The organism is Alistipes sp. 56_sp_Nov_56_25 (assembly GCF_001915285.1).
GTDB classification, from domain to species: Bacteria; Bacteroidota; Bacteroidia; order Bacteroidales; family Rikenellaceae; genus Alistipes; species Alistipes shahii.
On sequence record NZ_MNQF01000017.1, the window covers coordinates 15562 to 32958 of the forward strand.

At 62.9% G+C, this 17397-nt stretch carries 14 protein-coding genes; 13 read left to right on the forward strand and 1 reads right to left on the reverse strand.

Annotation, left to right across the window (positions count from 1 at the left end; genetic code table 11):
- Positions 1 to 176 precede the first annotated feature (176 nt).
- The 10 genes from gcvP (at position 177) to BHV64_RS06470 (ending at position 11953) form a co-directional block, all read left to right on the forward strand.
- Positions 177 to 3002: an aminomethyl-transferring glycine dehydrogenase gene (gene gcvP, locus BHV64_RS06425; protein ID WP_118406820.1), complete on the forward strand. Its 2826-nt coding sequence runs from the start codon at positions 177 to 179 to the stop codon at positions 3000 to 3002.
- A 235-nt stretch (positions 3003 to 3237) separates the two neighbouring features.
- Positions 3238 to 3777, forward strand: a complete 540-nt coding sequence (locus BHV64_RS06430; protein ID WP_022061644.1) for an FKBP-type peptidyl-prolyl cis-trans isomerase — start codon at positions 3238 to 3240, stop codon at positions 3775 to 3777.
- A gap of 195 nt (positions 3778 to 3972) precedes the next feature.
- A complete protein-coding gene (locus BHV64_RS06435) occupies positions 3973 to 5133 on the forward strand; it encodes a WG repeat-containing protein (RefSeq protein ID WP_195285608.1) in 1161 nt (386 codons plus the stop codon).
- Positions 5134 to 5323: 190 nt separating this feature from the next.
- On the forward strand, positions 5324 to 7054 hold the full coding sequence (locus BHV64_RS06440; protein WP_015547332.1) for a DUF4954 family protein: 1731 nt from the start codon (positions 5324 to 5326) through the stop codon (positions 7052 to 7054).
- Positions 7055 to 7072: 18 nt separating this feature from the next.
- Positions 7073 to 7930, forward strand: a complete 858-nt coding sequence (locus BHV64_RS06445; RefSeq protein WP_015547331.1) for a vWA domain-containing protein — start codon at positions 7073 to 7075, stop codon at positions 7928 to 7930.
- Between the two features lie 2 nt (positions 7931 to 7932).
- Positions 7933 to 8898: a WG repeat-containing protein gene (locus tag BHV64_RS06450; RefSeq protein ID WP_288115663.1), complete on the forward strand. Its 966-nt coding sequence runs from the start codon at positions 7933 to 7935 to the stop codon at positions 8896 to 8898.
- Between the two features lie 24 nt (positions 8899 to 8922).
- The gene (trxB, locus tag BHV64_RS06455; RefSeq protein ID WP_015547329.1) at positions 8923 to 9846 is read left to right on the forward strand and encodes a thioredoxin-disulfide reductase; all 924 of its coding nucleotides are present in this window, start codon (positions 8923 to 8925) and stop codon (positions 9844 to 9846) included.
- 15 nt (positions 9847 to 9861) lie between these two features.
- Positions 9862 to 10281: a hypothetical protein gene (locus BHV64_RS06460; protein WP_015547328.1), complete on the forward strand. Its 420-nt coding sequence runs from the start codon at positions 9862 to 9864 to the stop codon at positions 10279 to 10281.
- Positions 10278 to 11201, forward strand: coding sequence for a ribonuclease Z (locus BHV64_RS06465; RefSeq protein ID WP_022061640.1), 924 nt, complete (start codon positions 10278 to 10280; stop codon positions 11199 to 11201). The genes BHV64_RS06460 and BHV64_RS06465 overlap by 4 nt, the downstream gene beginning before the upstream one ends.
- Positions 11198 to 11953 (forward strand): RNA methyltransferase, encoded by a 756-nt coding sequence (locus BHV64_RS06470; RefSeq protein ID WP_022061639.1) that lies wholly within the window; start codon positions 11198 to 11200, stop codon positions 11951 to 11953. The genes BHV64_RS06465 and BHV64_RS06470 overlap by 4 nt, the downstream gene beginning before the upstream one ends.
- 362 nt (positions 11954 to 12315) lie before the next feature.
- Here BHV64_RS06470 and BHV64_RS06475 read toward each other — a convergent pair whose 3' ends face one another.
- A complete protein-coding gene (locus BHV64_RS06475; protein ID WP_015547326.1) occupies positions 12316 to 12633 on the reverse strand; it encodes a hypothetical protein in 318 nt (105 codons plus the stop codon).
- Between the two features lie 419 nt (positions 12634 to 13052).
- On the opposite strand from BHV64_RS06475, the gene pdxA reads away from it, so the two are divergent.
- The 3 genes from pdxA to infC all read left to right on the forward strand — a co-directional run bounded on the left by pdxA (position 13053) and on the right by infC (position 16977).
- Positions 13053 to 14147, forward strand: a complete 1095-nt coding sequence (pdxA, locus tag BHV64_RS06480; protein ID WP_138266329.1) for a 4-hydroxythreonine-4-phosphate dehydrogenase PdxA — start codon at positions 13053 to 13055, stop codon at positions 14145 to 14147.
- Between the two features lie 98 nt (positions 14148 to 14245).
- A complete protein-coding gene (gene thrS / locus BHV64_RS06485; RefSeq protein ID WP_022061636.1) occupies positions 14246 to 16198 on the forward strand; it encodes a threonine--tRNA ligase in 1953 nt (650 codons plus the stop codon).
- A gap of 158 nt (positions 16199 to 16356) precedes the next feature.
- Positions 16357 to 16977, forward strand: a complete 621-nt coding sequence (gene infC / locus BHV64_RS06490) for a translation initiation factor IF-3 (protein ID WP_288115664.1) — start codon at positions 16357 to 16359, stop codon at positions 16975 to 16977.
- Positions 16978 to 17397 lie beyond the last annotated feature (420 nt).

Consider the following 17397-nt stretch of genomic DNA (forward strand, 5'->3'; position numbering starts at 1 on the left):
TGTGTTCGTGCAACGGCACAACTGTACGAACCGTGCGGAGCGTACGCCATCTCCCTCCCCGAGGGAGGGCCGGGATGGGATCAGAATTGCAAACGCCGCCACAGGCGGCGAGAACGGCTCGCCGGGATGAAAGACAAATGTGAAAAGTACATACAGACAACATAAAATATCGTTCAATGTTCGATAAGTTTTCCGAACGCCATATCGGCGTCAGCAACGAAAAAGACCTGAAGGCCATGCTCGATGTGATCGGCGTGAAATCCGTCGATGAACTCATCTCGCAGGTGATCCCCCAATCCATCCGGCTCCGCAAACCGCTCGCGCTGCCCGCCGAGGGGATGAGCGAATACGAATTCGCGGCGCACATCCGCGAGCTTGCCGACCGCAACCAGCCCTACCGCTCGTTCATCGGCATGGGCTACTACCCCTCGGCCGTCCCGGCCGTCGTGACGCGCAACGTCTTCGAGAACCCCGCCTGGTACACCTCCTACACGCCCTATCAGGCCGAGATTTCGCAGGGACGCCTCGAAGCGCTGCTGAACTTCCAGACGGCCGTGATTTCGCTCACGGGCATGGAGATCGGCAACTGCTCGCTGCTCGACGAGGGCACGGCCGCCGCGGAGGCGATGGCGATGATGTTTTCATTACGTTCGCGGGATGCCGTCCGGGAAGGCCGGAATCAACTCTTCGTCGACCGCAACATCTTCCCGCAGACGCTCGACGTGCTGCTCACGCGCAGCGAGCCGTTCGGCATCGAACTGATCGTCGACGACTACGACGAATACGAATTCACGGGCCGGGAGTTCGGCGCCATCGTGCAGTACCCGGCCGCCGACGGCCGGGTGCGCGACTACTCGGACTTCACGGCTGCGGCGCACGCCAAGGGCGCGCTCGTAACGGTCGCCGCCGACCTGCTGTCACTGGCGCTCCTGAAAGCCCCGGGCGAGTGGGGCGCCGACATCGCCGTGGGTTCGGCGCAGCGCCTCGGCACGCCGATGGGCTTCGGCGGTCCCGCCGCGGGATACATGACCACGCGCGAGGCGTTCAAGCGCAACATGCCGGGCCGCATCATCGGCGTCTCGGTCGACCGGCTGGGCAACAAGGCGCTGCGCATGGCCTTGCAGATGCGCGAACAGCACATCAAGCGCGAGCGCGCCACCTCGAACATCTGCACCGCCTCGGCCCTGATGGCCTCGATGACGGGCTTCTACTGCGTCTACAACGGTCCCGAAGGGCTGCGCCGCGCGGCGGAAACCGCCCACCTGGCCGCCGCAACCGTCGCCCGCGCGCTGGAGGCGATGGACTACCGCCTCGCGTCGAAGGAGTTCTTCGACACGCTCGAAGTCGAGGCCGAGGCAGCCGTCGTGCAGTCGCTGGCGCTCGAACAGGGCATCAACTTCTACTATCCCTCCGAAGGGCGCGTGCGCATGTCGTTCGACGAGGTGACCACCGCGGCGGAGATCGAGACCGTCGTGAGCATCTTTGCCGCAGCCAAAGGCAAGAAAGCCAAGGCGGTAAAGGCCGTCACCGAAAGCTGCGTCCCAACTGCCCTGCGCCGCCAATCGCCCTATTTGCAGGAACCCGTATTCAACGCCTACCGCTCGGAGAGCGCCCTGATGCGCTACATCAAGAAGCTGGAATTGAGGGATATTTCGCTGGCCAATTCAATGATCTCTTTAGGTTCGTGCACCATGAAGCTCAACGCCGCGGCGCTCATGCAGCCGCTCTCGCTGGCCGGCTTCCAGAACATGCACCCCTTCGCCCCGGCCGACCAGGCCAAGGGCTATATGGACCTGATCGCCGGGCTGGAACAGGACCTGGCGACGATCACCGGCTTCGCGGCCTGCTCGTTGCAGCCCAATTCGGGCGCGGCGGGCGAATACACGGGGCTGATGGTCATCCGCGCCTACCACCAGAGCCGCGGACAGGGCTACCGCAACGTGGTGCTGATCCCCGCGTCGGCCCACGGCACGAACCCCGCCTCGGCGGCCATGGCCGGCATGAAGATCGTGACGGTGGCGTGCGACGAGCGCGGCAACATCGACGTGGCGGACCTCGAAGCCAAGGCCAAAGAGCACTCGTCGGAACTGTGCGGCCTGATGGTCACCTACCCCTCGACGCACGGCGTCTTCGAGAGCCGCATCCGCGAGATCGTCGACGCCGTCCACGACGCCGGCGGGCAGGTCTACATGGACGGCGCGAACATGAACGCGCAGGTGGGACTGACGAACCCCGGCTACATCGGGGCCGACGTCTGCCACCTCAACCTCCACAAGACCTTCGCCATGCCCCACGGCGGCGGCGGCCCGGGCGTAGGCCCGATCTGCGTCGCCGAGCACCTGCGGGCGTTCCTGCCGTCGCACCCGGTCGTCGCCACGGGCGGCGACGAGGGCATCACGGCCGTCGCGTCGGCTCCGTGGGGTTCGGCGCTGCTCTTCCCGATCACCTACGGCTATATCAAAATGCTGGGGGCCGAGGGGCTTCGCAGAGCCACCGAGATGGCCATCGTCAACGCCAACTACATGTCGGCGGCGCTGGCCGCGGAGTACCGCACCTACTACTCGGGCGAGACGGGCCGCGTGGGCCACGAGATGATCCTCGACCTCACCTCCTTCAAGAAGGACTACAACATCGACTGCGGCGACATCGCCCACCGCCTGATGGACTACGGATTCCACGCCCCGACGCTCTCGTTCCCCGTGCACGAGACGCTGATGGTCGAGCCGACCGAATCGGAACCCAAGGAGGAGATGGACCGCTTCATCGAGGCGCTGATAAGCATCAAGCGCGAATGCGAGGCGGCCGCCGGCCAGGCGGACAACGTGGTGGCGAACGCGCCCCACACGGCCCGGGAACTGGCCGGAGCGTGGGAACACCCCTACTCGCGCGACGAGGCGGCGTTCCCGCTGGCGTGGATCGGCGAGGCGAAGTTCTTCCCCTACGTCTCGAAGATCGACAACGGCTACGGCGACAGAAACCTCTGCTGCCGCAACTGCGAGTAACGGCAATATCCGGCATGAAAAAACGGCGGCGACATCGACAGCGCCGCCGTTTTCATCTGTTATGGCACAATTATTTCCTGCTATTATTTGGCAACTTGCCCCGAAGTGCGTACCTTTGACGGCTTAAGAAGCCATTTTTCTAAAAATGGTGGCGGAAAATCGCTTTTGAGCCGTGAATGCCGGGCAACGTCCCTGAAAAACGACGATAAAAACAACTAAACTTTATAACAATCGTATGAAAGTAGAACAAAACAAAATGGTCGGCGTAGACTACAAGCTCACCGTCGACGGACAGATCGCGGATCAGTCGCGTCCGGGCCAGCCGCTCGAATTCATCTTCGGAACGGGCATGCTGCTCCCCAAATTCGAGGAGGCGATCCTGGGCAAGGAGATCGGCGAATCGGTTTCGTTCACGCTCGAGGCCAAGGACGGCTACGGCGAAGTGATCGCCGACGCCATCGTCGACCTGCCGAAAGACATATTCATGGTCGACGGCAAGCTCGCCGAGGACATCCTCTTCGAGGGCAGCCAGGTTCCGATGAGCGACGCCCAGGGCAACCGCATGATGGGCATCGTCAAGGAGGTCGGCGAATCGACCGTGAAGATGGACTTCAACCACCCGATGGCGGGCAAGACGCTCAACTTCGACGTGGAGGTGGTTTCGGTGCGCGACGTGACGCCCGAGGACCTGCAGGGCGGATGTTCGTGCGGCGAGTGCGGCGGTGACTGCGGCGAAGGCTGCGGAGACCACGACGGCCATTGCAATTGCCATTAGCAGACGCAGGCGTAAGAGGCCTGTTTTCGGGGCGGCCGCAAGCCGGAACGCTTTCGGAGAGAGGCTGCGCCTTCGGGCGAACAGATACCATCCAACGAAAAAGCCGGGCCTTCGGGTCCGGTTTTTTAGCGAATTTTCGTAACTTGCGCCGTCGTCCGACAAGTCGGACGACGTTAAAAATCCGATTCCCGCCACGTGTTTACCCTCCGTCAATACCTGCTGGCTCTTCTCGACTCCCGCGGCCTGACGCGCACGCTGGGTGAAATCGACGTGTGCCGCGACGAACAGGGCCGCCCCTGCTTCAGCGCCGGCAACTCCGCCGCCGTATTCCGCATCCGCCTCGGCGGACGCATCCGCTCGCTGCGCTGTTACCTGCGCCCGATGCGCCACCTGAAGGAGATCTACGGCCAGCGGCTTCTCGAAAAGGAGCTTTACCTGCACACCTCGCCCGAAACCGGCGTCTGGGTCGATACGGTCCTCGGCAACTGGATCGAAGGCTCCACCCTGCACGAAACCGTGGCGCAGGCCGCCGCCCTCCGGGACCGCGAGAGTCTGCAAATCCTCGTCCGGCTGTTCGACCGGCTGGCCCTCGCGCTGGTCACGGACGACCGCGCCCACGGCGACCTGAAACCCGAGAATATCATCGTCGGCGACGACGGCACGCTCTGCCCGATCGACTTCGACGCCTCGTACCTGCCCGCCTTCGCCGGGGAGATCAGCCCCGAACTGGGCACGGCGGCCTACCAGCACCCGGCCCGCACGGCGGCCGACTTCGACGAACGGATCGACGACTACCCCGCGGCGCTGATCTCGACGGCGCTGCACGCGCTGGCCGAGGACCCTACGCTCTGGGACCGTTACGGAAGCTCCGACGGATTGCTGTACACGCCCCAGCGGATCGCCTCCGACCCGGCCTACCGGGAGACGCTCGCGCTGTTCGAGAAACGCGGCATGGCCGTTCAGTACCGCATCGCGCAACTGCTCACGGCACCCACCCTGCGGCTCTTCGGACTTGCGGAGCTGCTCGCCGAGGCGGTCCGGGAGAAACCCGCCGCCCGGAGCGGGACGGAGGCCGAAACGCCCGAACTCTTCGTCGAAAACGGACGCTGGGGCTACCGCACGGCGGAGCGGGTCGTCGTCGCGCCGCTCTACGACAACGGGTTCGACTTCACCGAGGGGCTGGCCGCCGTTCAGCTCGGCGGCACGTGGCACTACATCGACACGGCGGGCCGCACGCGCCTGAGCTGCCCGGGCTGTGCGGCGGTGAAGCCGTTCCGCGGCGGAAAGGCGCAGGTCGTGCGCAACGGCGAACGGCAGGAGATCGCACATCCGCTGAAAACGCCCCGATACCAGTGAGGCAGGGCAGCGGAAAGAGCGGGATCAAAAATCGCTTTCGGGCAAAATCCGCCCCCGCAGGCACGCCGCTGCGGCCCGCGCAAACCCGCCCCGGAACGGTCCCGGCCGGAAGAAAAGACGAGTTCCCCAAAAGGGTTCATGCAATTTAAATGCAATTTGTTATATTTGCATCTAAATAACTCCACAATCAATGACTCCATTCAGAAAATTAACCTCCGCGGAGACCGCCGCACTCGAAGCACTCGGCAATTCGGCCGAAGATTGGTCGAAGGTGCTGGTCTCGGAGGATTTCAAACCCTTTCAGCTGTTGCAAAGCCACCTGGAAGGAGATGTAGAAATAGCCGCGGAGGCCCGCATCGTCCGCTCGCGCGTGGCGAACTACCGCATCGGAACCGGCTCGCTCGTAGAAGGCGTCACGGCCCTCGAATGCCGCCGCCGCTCGGCCTTCGGCAACGGCGTCGGCGTGGCCACGATGAACGAATGCGGCGGCCGCACGGTGAAGATATTCGACCGCCTGTCGGCACAGGTCGCCTACGTCATGGCCGTTTACCGCCACCGCCCGCAGACCATCGCCGCACTCGAAAAAATGGTCGACGCCTACGCCGAGGAACGCTCGTCGGAGATCGGCGAGGTGGGAAGCGACTGCCGCATCGTCGGGGCGCGCTTCATCCGCGAGGTCCGCATCGGCAACGGAGTCGAAATCGACGGCGCCTCGATCCTCGAAAACGCGACGCTCTGCGACGGCGCGCGCGTCGGCGTGGACGTCAAGGCCTACGACCTGATCGCCGCCGAAGGGTCGGTCATCGACAACGGCTCGATCGTCGAACGCTGCTTCGTCGGCGAAAGCTGCCGGCTGGACAAGGGTTTCACAGCCGCAGAGTCGCTGTTCTTCGCCAACTCGCACTGCGAAAACGGCGAGGCCGCCTCGATCTTCGCAGGTCCCTACACCGTCTCGCACCACAAATCGTCGCTGCTGATCGCCGGCATGTTCTCGTTCTTCAACGCCGGCAGCGGCTCGAACCAGAGCAACCACCTCTTCAAGAGCGGCGCCGTGCACCAGTCGGTGCACCTGCGCGGCTGCAAGTTCGCCAGCAGCGCCTACATCATGTCGCCCGCGCTCGAGGGCGCCTTCACGATGGTCATGGGACACCACTCCTACCACCACGACACCTCGGCCTTCCCCTACTCCTATCTGATCGAGAAGGAAGGGCGCACGCACCTCATGCCGGGCGCCAACCTCACCAGTTTCGGCGCCGTGCGCGACATCGAGAAGTGGCCCGCCCGCGACCGCCGCTCGGTCAAACGCGACGTGATCAGTTTCGACGAATACAATCCCTACATCACGGGCGCCATGCTCCAGGCCGTGGACATCCTCCATTCGCTCCAGGAGCAGGACCCCGACGCCCCGGTGTTCACCCACAACAAGACCCTGATCCGCTCGGCGGCCCTGCAACGGGGGCTCAAGCTCTACAACAAGGCCATCGTGGCGGCGTTGGGCGCAATGCTCTCCAGAGGAGGGTCGGACCCGCGCTACGACGGCGACGGGCAGTGGCTCGACCTGGGCGGGCAGTACATCACGCGCCGCGAGACCGAGGCGATCCTCGCAGCCGTGGACCGCGGCGAACTGACCACGACCGAGGCCGTGGACAACCGCTTCCGGGTCTTCGCCGTCCACTACGACGACTACGCCCACAGCTGGGCCAAACAGGTTTACGCCGCCCTGCTCGGGCACACGCCGACCGTCGACGAGATCGACGAGGCCATCTCCGCGGGGCACAACGCCCACGCCTCGATGCGCCGCACGACCGACGCCGACCGCGACCGCGACTGTTCGCTCGACATGGCCGTCAGCTACGGTCTCGACTGCACGAGCGAAGAGGAGCGCCGCGAAGACTACTACTCGGTCCGCGGTCTGAAATAGAAGAACATACGACGCAACATGTATACACAGAGCATCACACGCACCCATCGCACCGCCATCATCCTCGCGATCGACGGCTCGGGTTCGATGGCCGAAAAAATCCGGTTCCGCAACCGGCAGATGACCAAGGCCGAAGCCGTGGCGACCATCACGAACGGCATGCTGTTCGAACTGATCGAACGCGCCCGCCGCAGCGACGGCGTGAGGGACTACTACGACATCGCCGTGATCGGATACTCGGGCGACGACGAGGTCTACTCCCTGCTGCCGGGCGGCAGGGAACTGATCTCCGTGGCGGAGCTGGCGGCCGGGGAGCCTCCGATAAAGACCGAAGTCATCGAATACCGGCTGCCCGACGGCAGCATCTCCCTGCGCGAAATTCCCTACCCGGCATGGGTGGAGCCAGAAGCCGCCGGGCAGACTCCGATGTGCGAGGCCCTGCGCCGCGTGCGCGACATCGCCGCGGCATGGTGCGCCGACCCGGCCCATGCCGAAAGTTTCCCGCCGATGGTCTTCAACATCACCGACGGCGAGGCCACCGACTGCGACGACGCCGAACTGCGCGCCGTGGCCGGACAGATCAAATCGCTCCGCACGGCCGACGGCAACGTGCTGCTGGTCAACATCCACATCGCCGCGGGCGACACCCCGCACACGGTGTTCTTCCCCTCGGCCGAAGAGGCCTCGTACCCCAACCGCTATGCGGAGGTGCTCTACGACTGCTCCAGCCCCATGCCCGAGGTCTTCAACGAGGCGATCCGCGAAGCCAAAGGCCCCGGCGCCCTGCCGCCGTTCCGCGGCATGAGTTTCAACGCCTCGGCCGAAGAGCTGATCACCATGCTCAACATCGGTTCCATCAGCGTAAAAACCGAATAGCCATGACACCGACGCTGCAACTCTTCACCCGGGCGCTGCTGACGCCCGACCTCTCGTTCAAAACGCTCGCCGACGCCCGTGCGGCGACCGGGGCGGACGGACTGCCGCGGCTGATGCGCACGACGCGCTTCGCCGAGGCCGAGATCACGTGGCGCGGCCGGCAATGGCTGCTCTCGATGCCGCTCTCGCCCGCTGCGCTGGCCTCCGTGGAACGCACGGCGTCGCAGCTCGGACGCCTCAACACCGACCATCTCGCGGAATACCGCATCCTGCGGGACGAACTGCGGTGGACAGACCCGGCAGGCCGCGAACGCCGTTTCGACCTGGCGCTACAACACCTTCCCGCGGGCAAACCGTTCGCCGAAGCGCTCCACACGGAACCCGCGGAGCGGCTGCTCGCGGCGCTCGACACCCTCGAAACGGCCCTGCGGAAGCTGAACTTCTCGCACAACAACCTCCGGGCCGGAAACCTGCGCTGGTCGGGCGGGCGGTTCGTGCCGCTGCGCTACCACGACGCGCATTTCGGCCCTTCGGGAGACGGCGCGGCCTTCGAAAGCCTGCGCGAACAGGTCCGCCGGACGGCCGATCCGATGTGCGTCGGCGACACGGAGGCCGTCTACACCCCGCACCGCCGCCTGACGGGCCACCGCTGGACGAGCCACGTCTTCGAAGGACTGGTCTGCGTCGAGGACGACGAGGGATTCGGGTTCGTGGACACGGAGAACAACCCCGTAATCCGGCCGCAGTACACCTGGGCCGGGGATTTCCGCGAAGGACGCGCCGAGGTCGAGACCCCATCGGGGATGGGGCTGATCGACCGCCAGGGACGCTACGTCATCCCGCCCGAATACGAGATCGTCGACTACGCGCCGGCCGAAAGCGTCGTCCGGGTGCGGAAAGACGGCCGCTGGGCGGAATTCGACTACCTGGGACGACGCCTGACGGAATTTGGAACGAATAATGATTGAAACATGCAAACAACAACCGATACCATGGAAGAACAAGTAAGAGTCCTGATCATCGGCAGCGGCCCCGCAGGGTACACCGCCGCCATCTACGCCTCGCGCGCCAACCTCAAGCCGGTGCTTTACGAAGGCATCGAACCGGGCGGACAGCTGACGACGACCACCGACGTCGAGAATTTCCCGGGACATCCCGACAGCGTGAGCGGTCCCGACCTGATGGGGCTGATGCGCAGGCAGGCCGAGCGGTTCGGCGCCGACATCCGCACGGGCAACGTCACGCGCGCCGACCTCTCGTCGCGTCCGTTCCACGTCGTGATCGACGGCGAGAAGGAGATCAAGGCCGAAACGCTGATCATCGCCACGGGAGCCACGGCCAAATACCTCGGTCTCCCGTCCGAGACCAAATTCCGCGGGCAGGGCGTCAGCGCCTGCGCCACGTGCGACGGATTTTTCTACCGCAAAAAGGACGTGGCCGTGGTGGGCGGCGGCGACACGGCCTGCGAGGAGGCCACCTACCTCGCATCGCTCTGCCGCAAGGTCTACCTGATCGTGCGCAAACCCCACCTGCGCGCCTCGAAGGCGATGCAGCAGCGGGTGTTCAACACGCCGAACATCGAAGTGCTGTTCGAGCACAACACCGCCGAGGTGCTGGGCGACGACTCGGGCGTAACGGGCGCGCTGCTGCGCAGGAACGACGGCTCGGAGCGGAAGATCGACATAGCGGGATTCTTCCTGGCGATCGGCCATCACCCCAACACGGAACTTTTCGCCGAACAGCTGGCGCTCGACGCCGAAGGCTACATCAAGGTCGAGCCGGGAACGTCGAAGACCTCGGTCGAAGGCGTCTTCGCCGCCGGCGACGTGAAGGACCCCCACTACCGCCAGGCCATCACGGCGGCTGCGTCGGGATGTGTCGCCGCCCTGGACTGCGAACGGTTTCTGCTGCAATAAGGCAAAAGACAGACCATGAAGAAGCTCCTTTTACTGCTGGCGGCGGCATGCTGCATCGCCTCGTGCGCCGAAATCCGCACCACTTATATCGGCAAAGCCTATCCGACAACCGGAACCGCGCCGGAACTTTATTTCGACTGGAAGGACGTTCCCTCGGACTACGAAACGATGGGCAGCATCAAGGCGACACCCTTCGGCAAAACGCTGGAGGAGGCGCAGGCCCTCATCGAACAGATTGGCCGGGAGAAAGGAGCCGACGCCATCGTCTTCGAAGGCGTCGTGAGCGAAACCTCCGCCCCGACCTACACGACGACCGAAAAGATCGAGAAAAACGACGACGGCAGCAAAACCCGAACCGCCACCACATCCCAGAGCGTTTTCACGACCAACCGGCTTCTGGCGACATTCATAAAGTATAAAACACAGACGAATTGAGTTTCTCGGTCACCATACTGGGCTCGTCCTCCGCAAAGCCGACCGTCGCCCGCCACCCTTCGGCGCAGGCGGTCAACGTCCACGAACAGTATTACCTCGTGGATGCGGGCGAAGGCGTGCAGCAACAGCTGGTCCGCTACGGCGTCAATCCGCTGAAAATCCGGGCCGTGTTCATCTCGCACCTCCACGGAGACCATGTTTTCGGGCTGTTCCCGCTCATCTCGACGCTGGCGTTGTACGGACGCAAAACCCCGCTCCGGGTCTTCGCCCCGGCGCCCTTCGGCGAGATCCTGGCCTGCCACCTCCGGTACTTCGACACGGAGCTGCCCTACACCGTCGCGTGGACCGAGGTCGACACGACCAAGCACGCCCTGCTGCTGGAAAACCGCACCCTCGAGGTGTGGAGCGTCCCGCTGCGCCACCGCGTGCCGTGCGCCGGGTTTCTGTTCCGCGAGAAGGAGCCGCCGCTGAACGTCGAGAAATTCAAGATCGCCAAATACGGGCTTTCGATCGCGCAGATCACCGCCGCCAAGCGCGGCGAGGAGATACGGCTGGCCACGGGCGAGGTGATTCCCAATGCCGAGTTGACCTACCGCCCCTATGCGCCGCGCTCGTACGCCTACCTCTCGGACACGAACTACTCGGCCAAGGCCGCGGGACTGTGCCGGGGAGTCGATCTGATGTACCACGAAGCGACCTATGCCGCCGCCGAACAGCGGAGCGCCCGCGACCGCGGGCACTCGACCACGACGGACGCAGCGAAAGCCGCCCTGAAAGCGGGCGCCCGGCGGCTCGTGATCGGCCACTATTCGTCGCGCTACAAGGACGAAACGCCGCTGGTCGAGGAGGCGCGGACGCTCTTTGCCGAGAGTTACCCGGCGACCGAAGGAACCACCTACACCATCGAAAAACAACGATGACAAAAGCCGACATACAACTCGTCCGCGCGCTGGCCGACAAACGCGGCCGCACGGAGCACGGACTTTTCGTCGCCGAGGGGGAGAAACTCATCGGCGAACTGCGCGCATCGCACCTCTCCGTACGCAGGATATTCTCGCTGGAAGGGGTTTTCAACGGGCCCGAGGTCGAGACCGTCGCCCCGCGCGACATGGAGCGGCTCTCGCTGCTCAAAACCCCGAGCAACTCGCTGGCGCTGGTCGAAATCCCCCGCTGCGACCTGAAGCCGGAGCGGCTGCGGGGACGGCTGACGCTGGCGCTCGACGACGTGCAGAACCCCGGGAACCTGGGCACGATCATCCGGCTGGCCGACTGGTTCGGCATCACGGACATCGTCTGCTCCGAAGCCTCGGCCGACTGTTTCAACCCCAAGGTCGTACAAGCCACGATGGGGGCGATCCTCCGCGTAAGGGTCCACTACACCGACCTCGCGGCGCTGCTTTCGAAGGCCGCCGCGCTGGGACTTCCGGTCTGCGGAACCTTTCTGGAAGGAGCGAACATCTACGAAACCGAACTGAAGCCGGCGGGCATCGTCGTGATGGGCAACGAAGGGCGCGGAATCACCGACGCCGTGGCCCGCACCGTCACGCAGAAACTCTTCATCCCGCCCTGGCCGGCCGACCGCCGGGGTTCGGAATCGCTCAACGTCGCCATGGCCACGGGCATCGTCTGTGGTGAATTTCGCCGCCAGGCGAGCGCAAAAGCCGGAAAATAAAGTCCGAAGGACTAAAACGCATCAGGCCCCGCCGGAAATTCATTTCCCAGGCGGGGTCCGTTGCGTTTTAAACCGGCTCCGGTTTTTCCGGCTTTTGCCGAGCCGCCCAAGAAATCACGGAGCGCGGTTATCCCGAGCGAAGGCGAGGGATGCGACGTAATTTCGGCGGCAGGAGGAACCGCCCGGGAAATCACGGAGCGCAGTTATCCCGAGCGAAGACGAGGGATGCGACGTAATTCCGGCGGCAGGAGGGACCGCCCGGGAAATCACGGAGCGCGGTTATCCCGAGCGAAGGCGAGGGTGCATGACAGAATCCCTGCGACCTACGGTCGCAGGGGCCGGGCGGAGCCGGCATCCCGCAGCTATTCCGAATCGTGCGAAAGAGCCGCCGCAAGCCCGGCGGCGCAGGCCGCAGGCAGCGCATTCCGGATGCGTCCGACCAGTTCCTGCGCCTCGGCACACTCCACGGGCGAAAACAGCCGCGCTTCGGCGATCTGCCGGACGGCCCGGTCGAGCGCTGCGACGGTCTTTCCCAATTCGTATATCTGCGCCCCGGAGGCCGAGGCGAAGTCGATTTTACCCAACAGCACCGACGCATGGCGCGCATGACGTTCGAAATTGACCAGCACCGGGAAATCCCGCCGCAGGTCGTAAGGGGCCACCCAGAACGTTTCGAACATCAGACGGAATACGATATCTACAAGTTCAGCATTGCATTTCAACATTTTCCGCTCACATCTTCTCATTTCTCCAAACTTGCTTGGTCCGGAAAAAAAGCGCGGGCAGACTTGCTGCTCCACCGTCGAGGTATTGGACGACCCGTAACGTAGAATGCGGCAAATGCCCACGCTGGAAAACAGCGAGAGCATCAACCCTTATTCCTTATGTTACACAAAAGTGTCCAATTTTCGGCGGTAAGAAAAAAAGCCGATGCGCTTTTTATCCCAAAAATGTCAGCAATCCTCACAGACTGCTGTAACAAAGATAGTGAAAAATTGCACTTCCGGCGCAAAGCGGGGTAAAAATTCATTTTAATCGAATCCGAGGCATTGTGTATTCTGAATATTTTATAACTTTGTAAGTTGAAATAAAATTGATTATGCCGGAAAACAAATTCAAAATAGGCATCACGCAGGGCGACACGAACGGCATCGGCTGGGAAATCATTCTCAAGGCGCTCGCCGACCCGCGGATGACGGAGCTTTTCACACCCGTCGTCTACGGCTCGCCCAAAGCCGCGGCCTATTACCGAAATACCGTCGCGGAGATCGAAGCCTTCTCCTTCAACCCCGTGGCGTCGGCCGCCGAGGCGCGCCGCGGAAAGGCGAACCTCGTGGCATGCGGGGAGACGGCCGACATCGCGCCGGGCAAGCCGACCCCCGAAGCCGGACGCGCGGCCGTAGAGGCGCTGTGCGCGGCCATGCGCGACCTGAAGGCGGGACACCTCGACGCGCTCGTGACCGCACCCTTCGACAAGGAGACCGTGCAGGCGGACGACTTCCGCTACACGGGGCATACCGAATACCTGGCCGCCGAACTCGAAGGCGAAGCCATGATGATCCTGTGCAGCGACGTGCTGCGCGTGGGGCTGGTCACCAAGCACATCCCCGTCTCGGAGATCGCCCGCAACATCACCAAAGAGCGGATCGTGCGCGACCTCGGCACGCTGCGCCGTGCGCTCATAGAGGACTTCGGCATCGTCGAGCCGCGCATCGCCGTCATGGCGCTCAACCCCCACGCCGGCGACGGCGGACTGCTGGGACGCGAGGAGCAGGAGATCATCCGCCCGGCCATTGTCGAGGCGTTTTCGAAAGGCGTGCTGGCCTTCGGGCCTTTTGCCGCCGACGGGCTTTTCGCCGGGGGCGGATACGCCAAGTACGACGGCATCCTGGCCATGTACCACGACCAGGGGCTGGCGCCCTTCAAGAGCCTGTCGCCCGACGGGGTGAACTTCACGGCGGGGCTTTCGGCCGTGCGCACCTCGCCCGACCACGGCACGGCCTTCGACATCGCCGGGAAGGACAAGGCCGACCCGCAGTCGATGCGCAATGCGATCTATGCGGCCATCGACATCGCGGAGCACCGCCGCGCATGGGCCGAATGGACGCGCAATCCGCTGCAACGCGCCGAACGCGACCGCGGCGGCCGCGACGTCTCGGTCAAGGACCTGCCGCAGACCGAAAAGGAGGATTGACAAAGACCCGAACAAAAACACCGGGCAACCCGGAGGTGTATTCCGTCTCGTAATTGTGGAAGCGCCGAAGGCCCCGAAAACTTAATTTATACAACAAAATGATCAAAATCACTTTTCCCGACGGCTCCGTACGTGAATATGCCAAAGGGACTACTGCGTATCAGATCGCAGAGAGCATCAGCCCTCGTTTAGCTGCTGACTCGCTCGCGGCCGCGGTAAACGGCGCGACGGTGGACATGACGCGCCCGATCGAAGAGGACGCTTCGGTCAAATTCTACAAATGGGACGACGAAGAGGGCAAGCACGCCTTCTGGCACACCTCGTCGCACCTGCTGGCCGAGGCTCTCGAAGCGCTCTACCCGGGCATCAAGTTCGGCATCGGCCCGGCCATCGAAAACGGCTTCTATTACGACGTCGATTCCCCGACGCCCATCACCGAGGCCGACCTGCCGACGATCGAAAACAAGATGGTGGAGCTGTCCCGCAACAAGGAAGCGCTCCTCCGCCGCGAAGTCCCCAAGGCCGAAGCGCTGAAGACCTTCACCGAGAAGGGCGACCAGTACAAGGTCGAACTGATCACGGACCTCGAAGACGGCACCATCTCCTTCTATACCAACGGTGCGTTCACGGACCTGTGCCGCGGCCCGCACATTCCCAACACGGGATATATCAAGGCCCTGAAACTTACGTCCGTGGCCGGAGCCTACTGGCGCGGCAACGAGAAGAACAAGATGCTGACGCGTATCTACGGCATCTCGTTCCCCAAGAAATCAATGCTCGACGAGTACCTCGCGATGATGGAGGAGGCCAAGAAACGCGACCACCGCAAGTTGGGCAAGGACCTCGAACTGTTCACTTTTTCGCAGCGCGTGGGCCAGGGCCTGCCGCTGTGGCTGCCCAAGGGAGCTGCGCTGCGCGACCGGCTGGAGCAGTTCCTGCGGGGCGTGCAGAAGGAGTACGGCTACCAGCAGGTGATCACGCCGCACATCGGCAACAAGGAGCTTTATGTCACCTCGGGCCACTACGCCAAATACGGCAAGGACTCGTTCCAGCCGATCCACACCCCGATCGAGGGCGAGGAGTACCTGCTCAAGCCGATGAACTGCCCGCACCACTGCGAGATCTACCGCTCGAAACCCCGTTCGTACAAGGAGCTGCCCGTGCGTCTGGCGGAGTTCGGAACGGTCTACCGCTACGAACAGTCGGGCGAGCTGCACGGACTGACGCGCGTGCGCGGATTCACGCAGGACGACGCCCACCTGTTCGTTCGTCCGGATCAGCTTCTGGAAGAGTTCGAACGCGTGATCGACATCGTGCTCTATATCTTCAAGACGCTGAAGTTCGACAACTACACCGCCCAGATTTCGCTGCGCGACCCGAACAACAAGGAGAAATACATCGGTTCGGACGAGAACTGGGAGAAGGCCGAGTCGGCCATCATGCAGGCCGCCAAGGAGAAAGGCCTTACGACGGTCGTGGAGCTGGGCGAAGCGGCCTTCTACGGCCCGAAGCTCGACTTCATGGTCAAGGACGCCATCGGCCGCAAGTGGCAGCTGGGAACGATCCAGGTGGACTACAACCTCCCGGAGCGTTTCGACCTCACGTACAAGGGCGCTGACGACCGTCTCCACCGCCCGATTATGATTCACCGCGCGCCGTTCGGCTCGATGGAGCGTTTCGTGGCAGTATTGTTGGAGCATACGGGCGGCAAGTTCCCGCTGTGGCTCTCGCCCCAGCAGGTCGTGGTGCTCCCCATTTCGGAGAAGTTCAACGACTATGCCCAGAAAGTGTCGGAGTTCCTCAACCGCAGCGACGTGCGCACCGAGGTCGACGACCGCAACGAGAAAATCGGCCGCAAGATCCGCGACAACGAACTTAAACGCATCCCTTATCTGCTGATCGTCGGCGAGAAGGAAGAGGCCGAAGGGCTGGTTTCCGTCCGTGCGCAGGGCGAAGGCGACAAGGGACAGATGTCCCTGGAGGCGTTCCGCGACTTCATCGCCGGACTGGTCAAAGAGGAGATCGAGGCCAACAAGCTCGAAAAGAAATAAGCATGGAATAACCGGGGCTTTCCGACAAAGTCCCCTCCGAGGAGGGGATTCAGGAGAGGGTAAAATTTACAAACGCGGCGCAGCCGCGAGGATTACCACTCTCGGAAGCCCGAAAGCAAGGAACAAAATTTAATTAACCATTTTAATACTTAACGATTATCGCAGCACCGAAACCATTCCCGCCGAGGCCGTTTACCCCCGGGAATAACAGACCAAGACCGGCAACAGGCAACAATCCCCGCTTCGGACGCAGGCCGCCCGAAAAGAAGAATCCCCACCGCATCAACGAACAGATCACGGTTCCCGAGGTGCGTCTGGTGGGGGACAACATTCCCCAGCCGCAGGTGATGTCGATCCGCGACGCACTGCGTCTGGCGGACGAGATGGAACTCGACCTGATCGAGATCTCGCCCAAGGCCGAGCCGCCCGTATGCCGCATCGCCGATTATCAGAAGTTCCTCTACCAGCAGAAAAAGAAGGCCAAGGAACTGAAGGCGAACCAGACGAAAGTCGTCGTGAAGGAGATCCGCTTCGGCCCGCAGACCGACGACCACGACTACAACTTCAAGCTCAAGCACGCGCAGAACTTCCTCAAGGAGGGGGCCAAGGTCAAGGCCTACGTCTTCTTCCGCGGACGTTCGATCGTCTTCAAGGAGCAGGGCGAAATCCTGCTGCTGCGCTTTGCCACGGACCTCGAAGAGTTCGCCAAGGTGGAGATGATGCCGAAGCTCGACGGCAAGAAGATGAACATGATGCTCGCGCCCAAAGTCAAGAAATAGCGACAAGGCGAGGGCAAAGCGAATGCCGAAGGCATAAATGCGAAAACAACGACTGCGGGGCGGATGTATCCGGACCGCGGGTTGTTGTTTTTGCGTTTACAGCGAAGCGGTGCTTTGCCGAGCCGCGAAAGCTGTTCACGGAGCGCGTCTTGTCTCGCCAAAGCGAGACAAGACGTAAATAACGCCCCGAAACATTGCGGGCCAAAAGTACAAATGCGAAAACAACGACTGCGGGGCGGATGCATCCGGACCGCGGGTTGTTGTTTTTGCGTTTACAGGCGACGGAACCGACGCTTCGGGAAGAGTCTCGTTTCAATTTTTTCAGACTTATTAGTCAAAACGGGTGCTGAAACGCCTCAAAAACAGGAAAACGCCACGCTATAGGTCAAAACGGGTGCCGATAGCGTGGCATTCTATTTG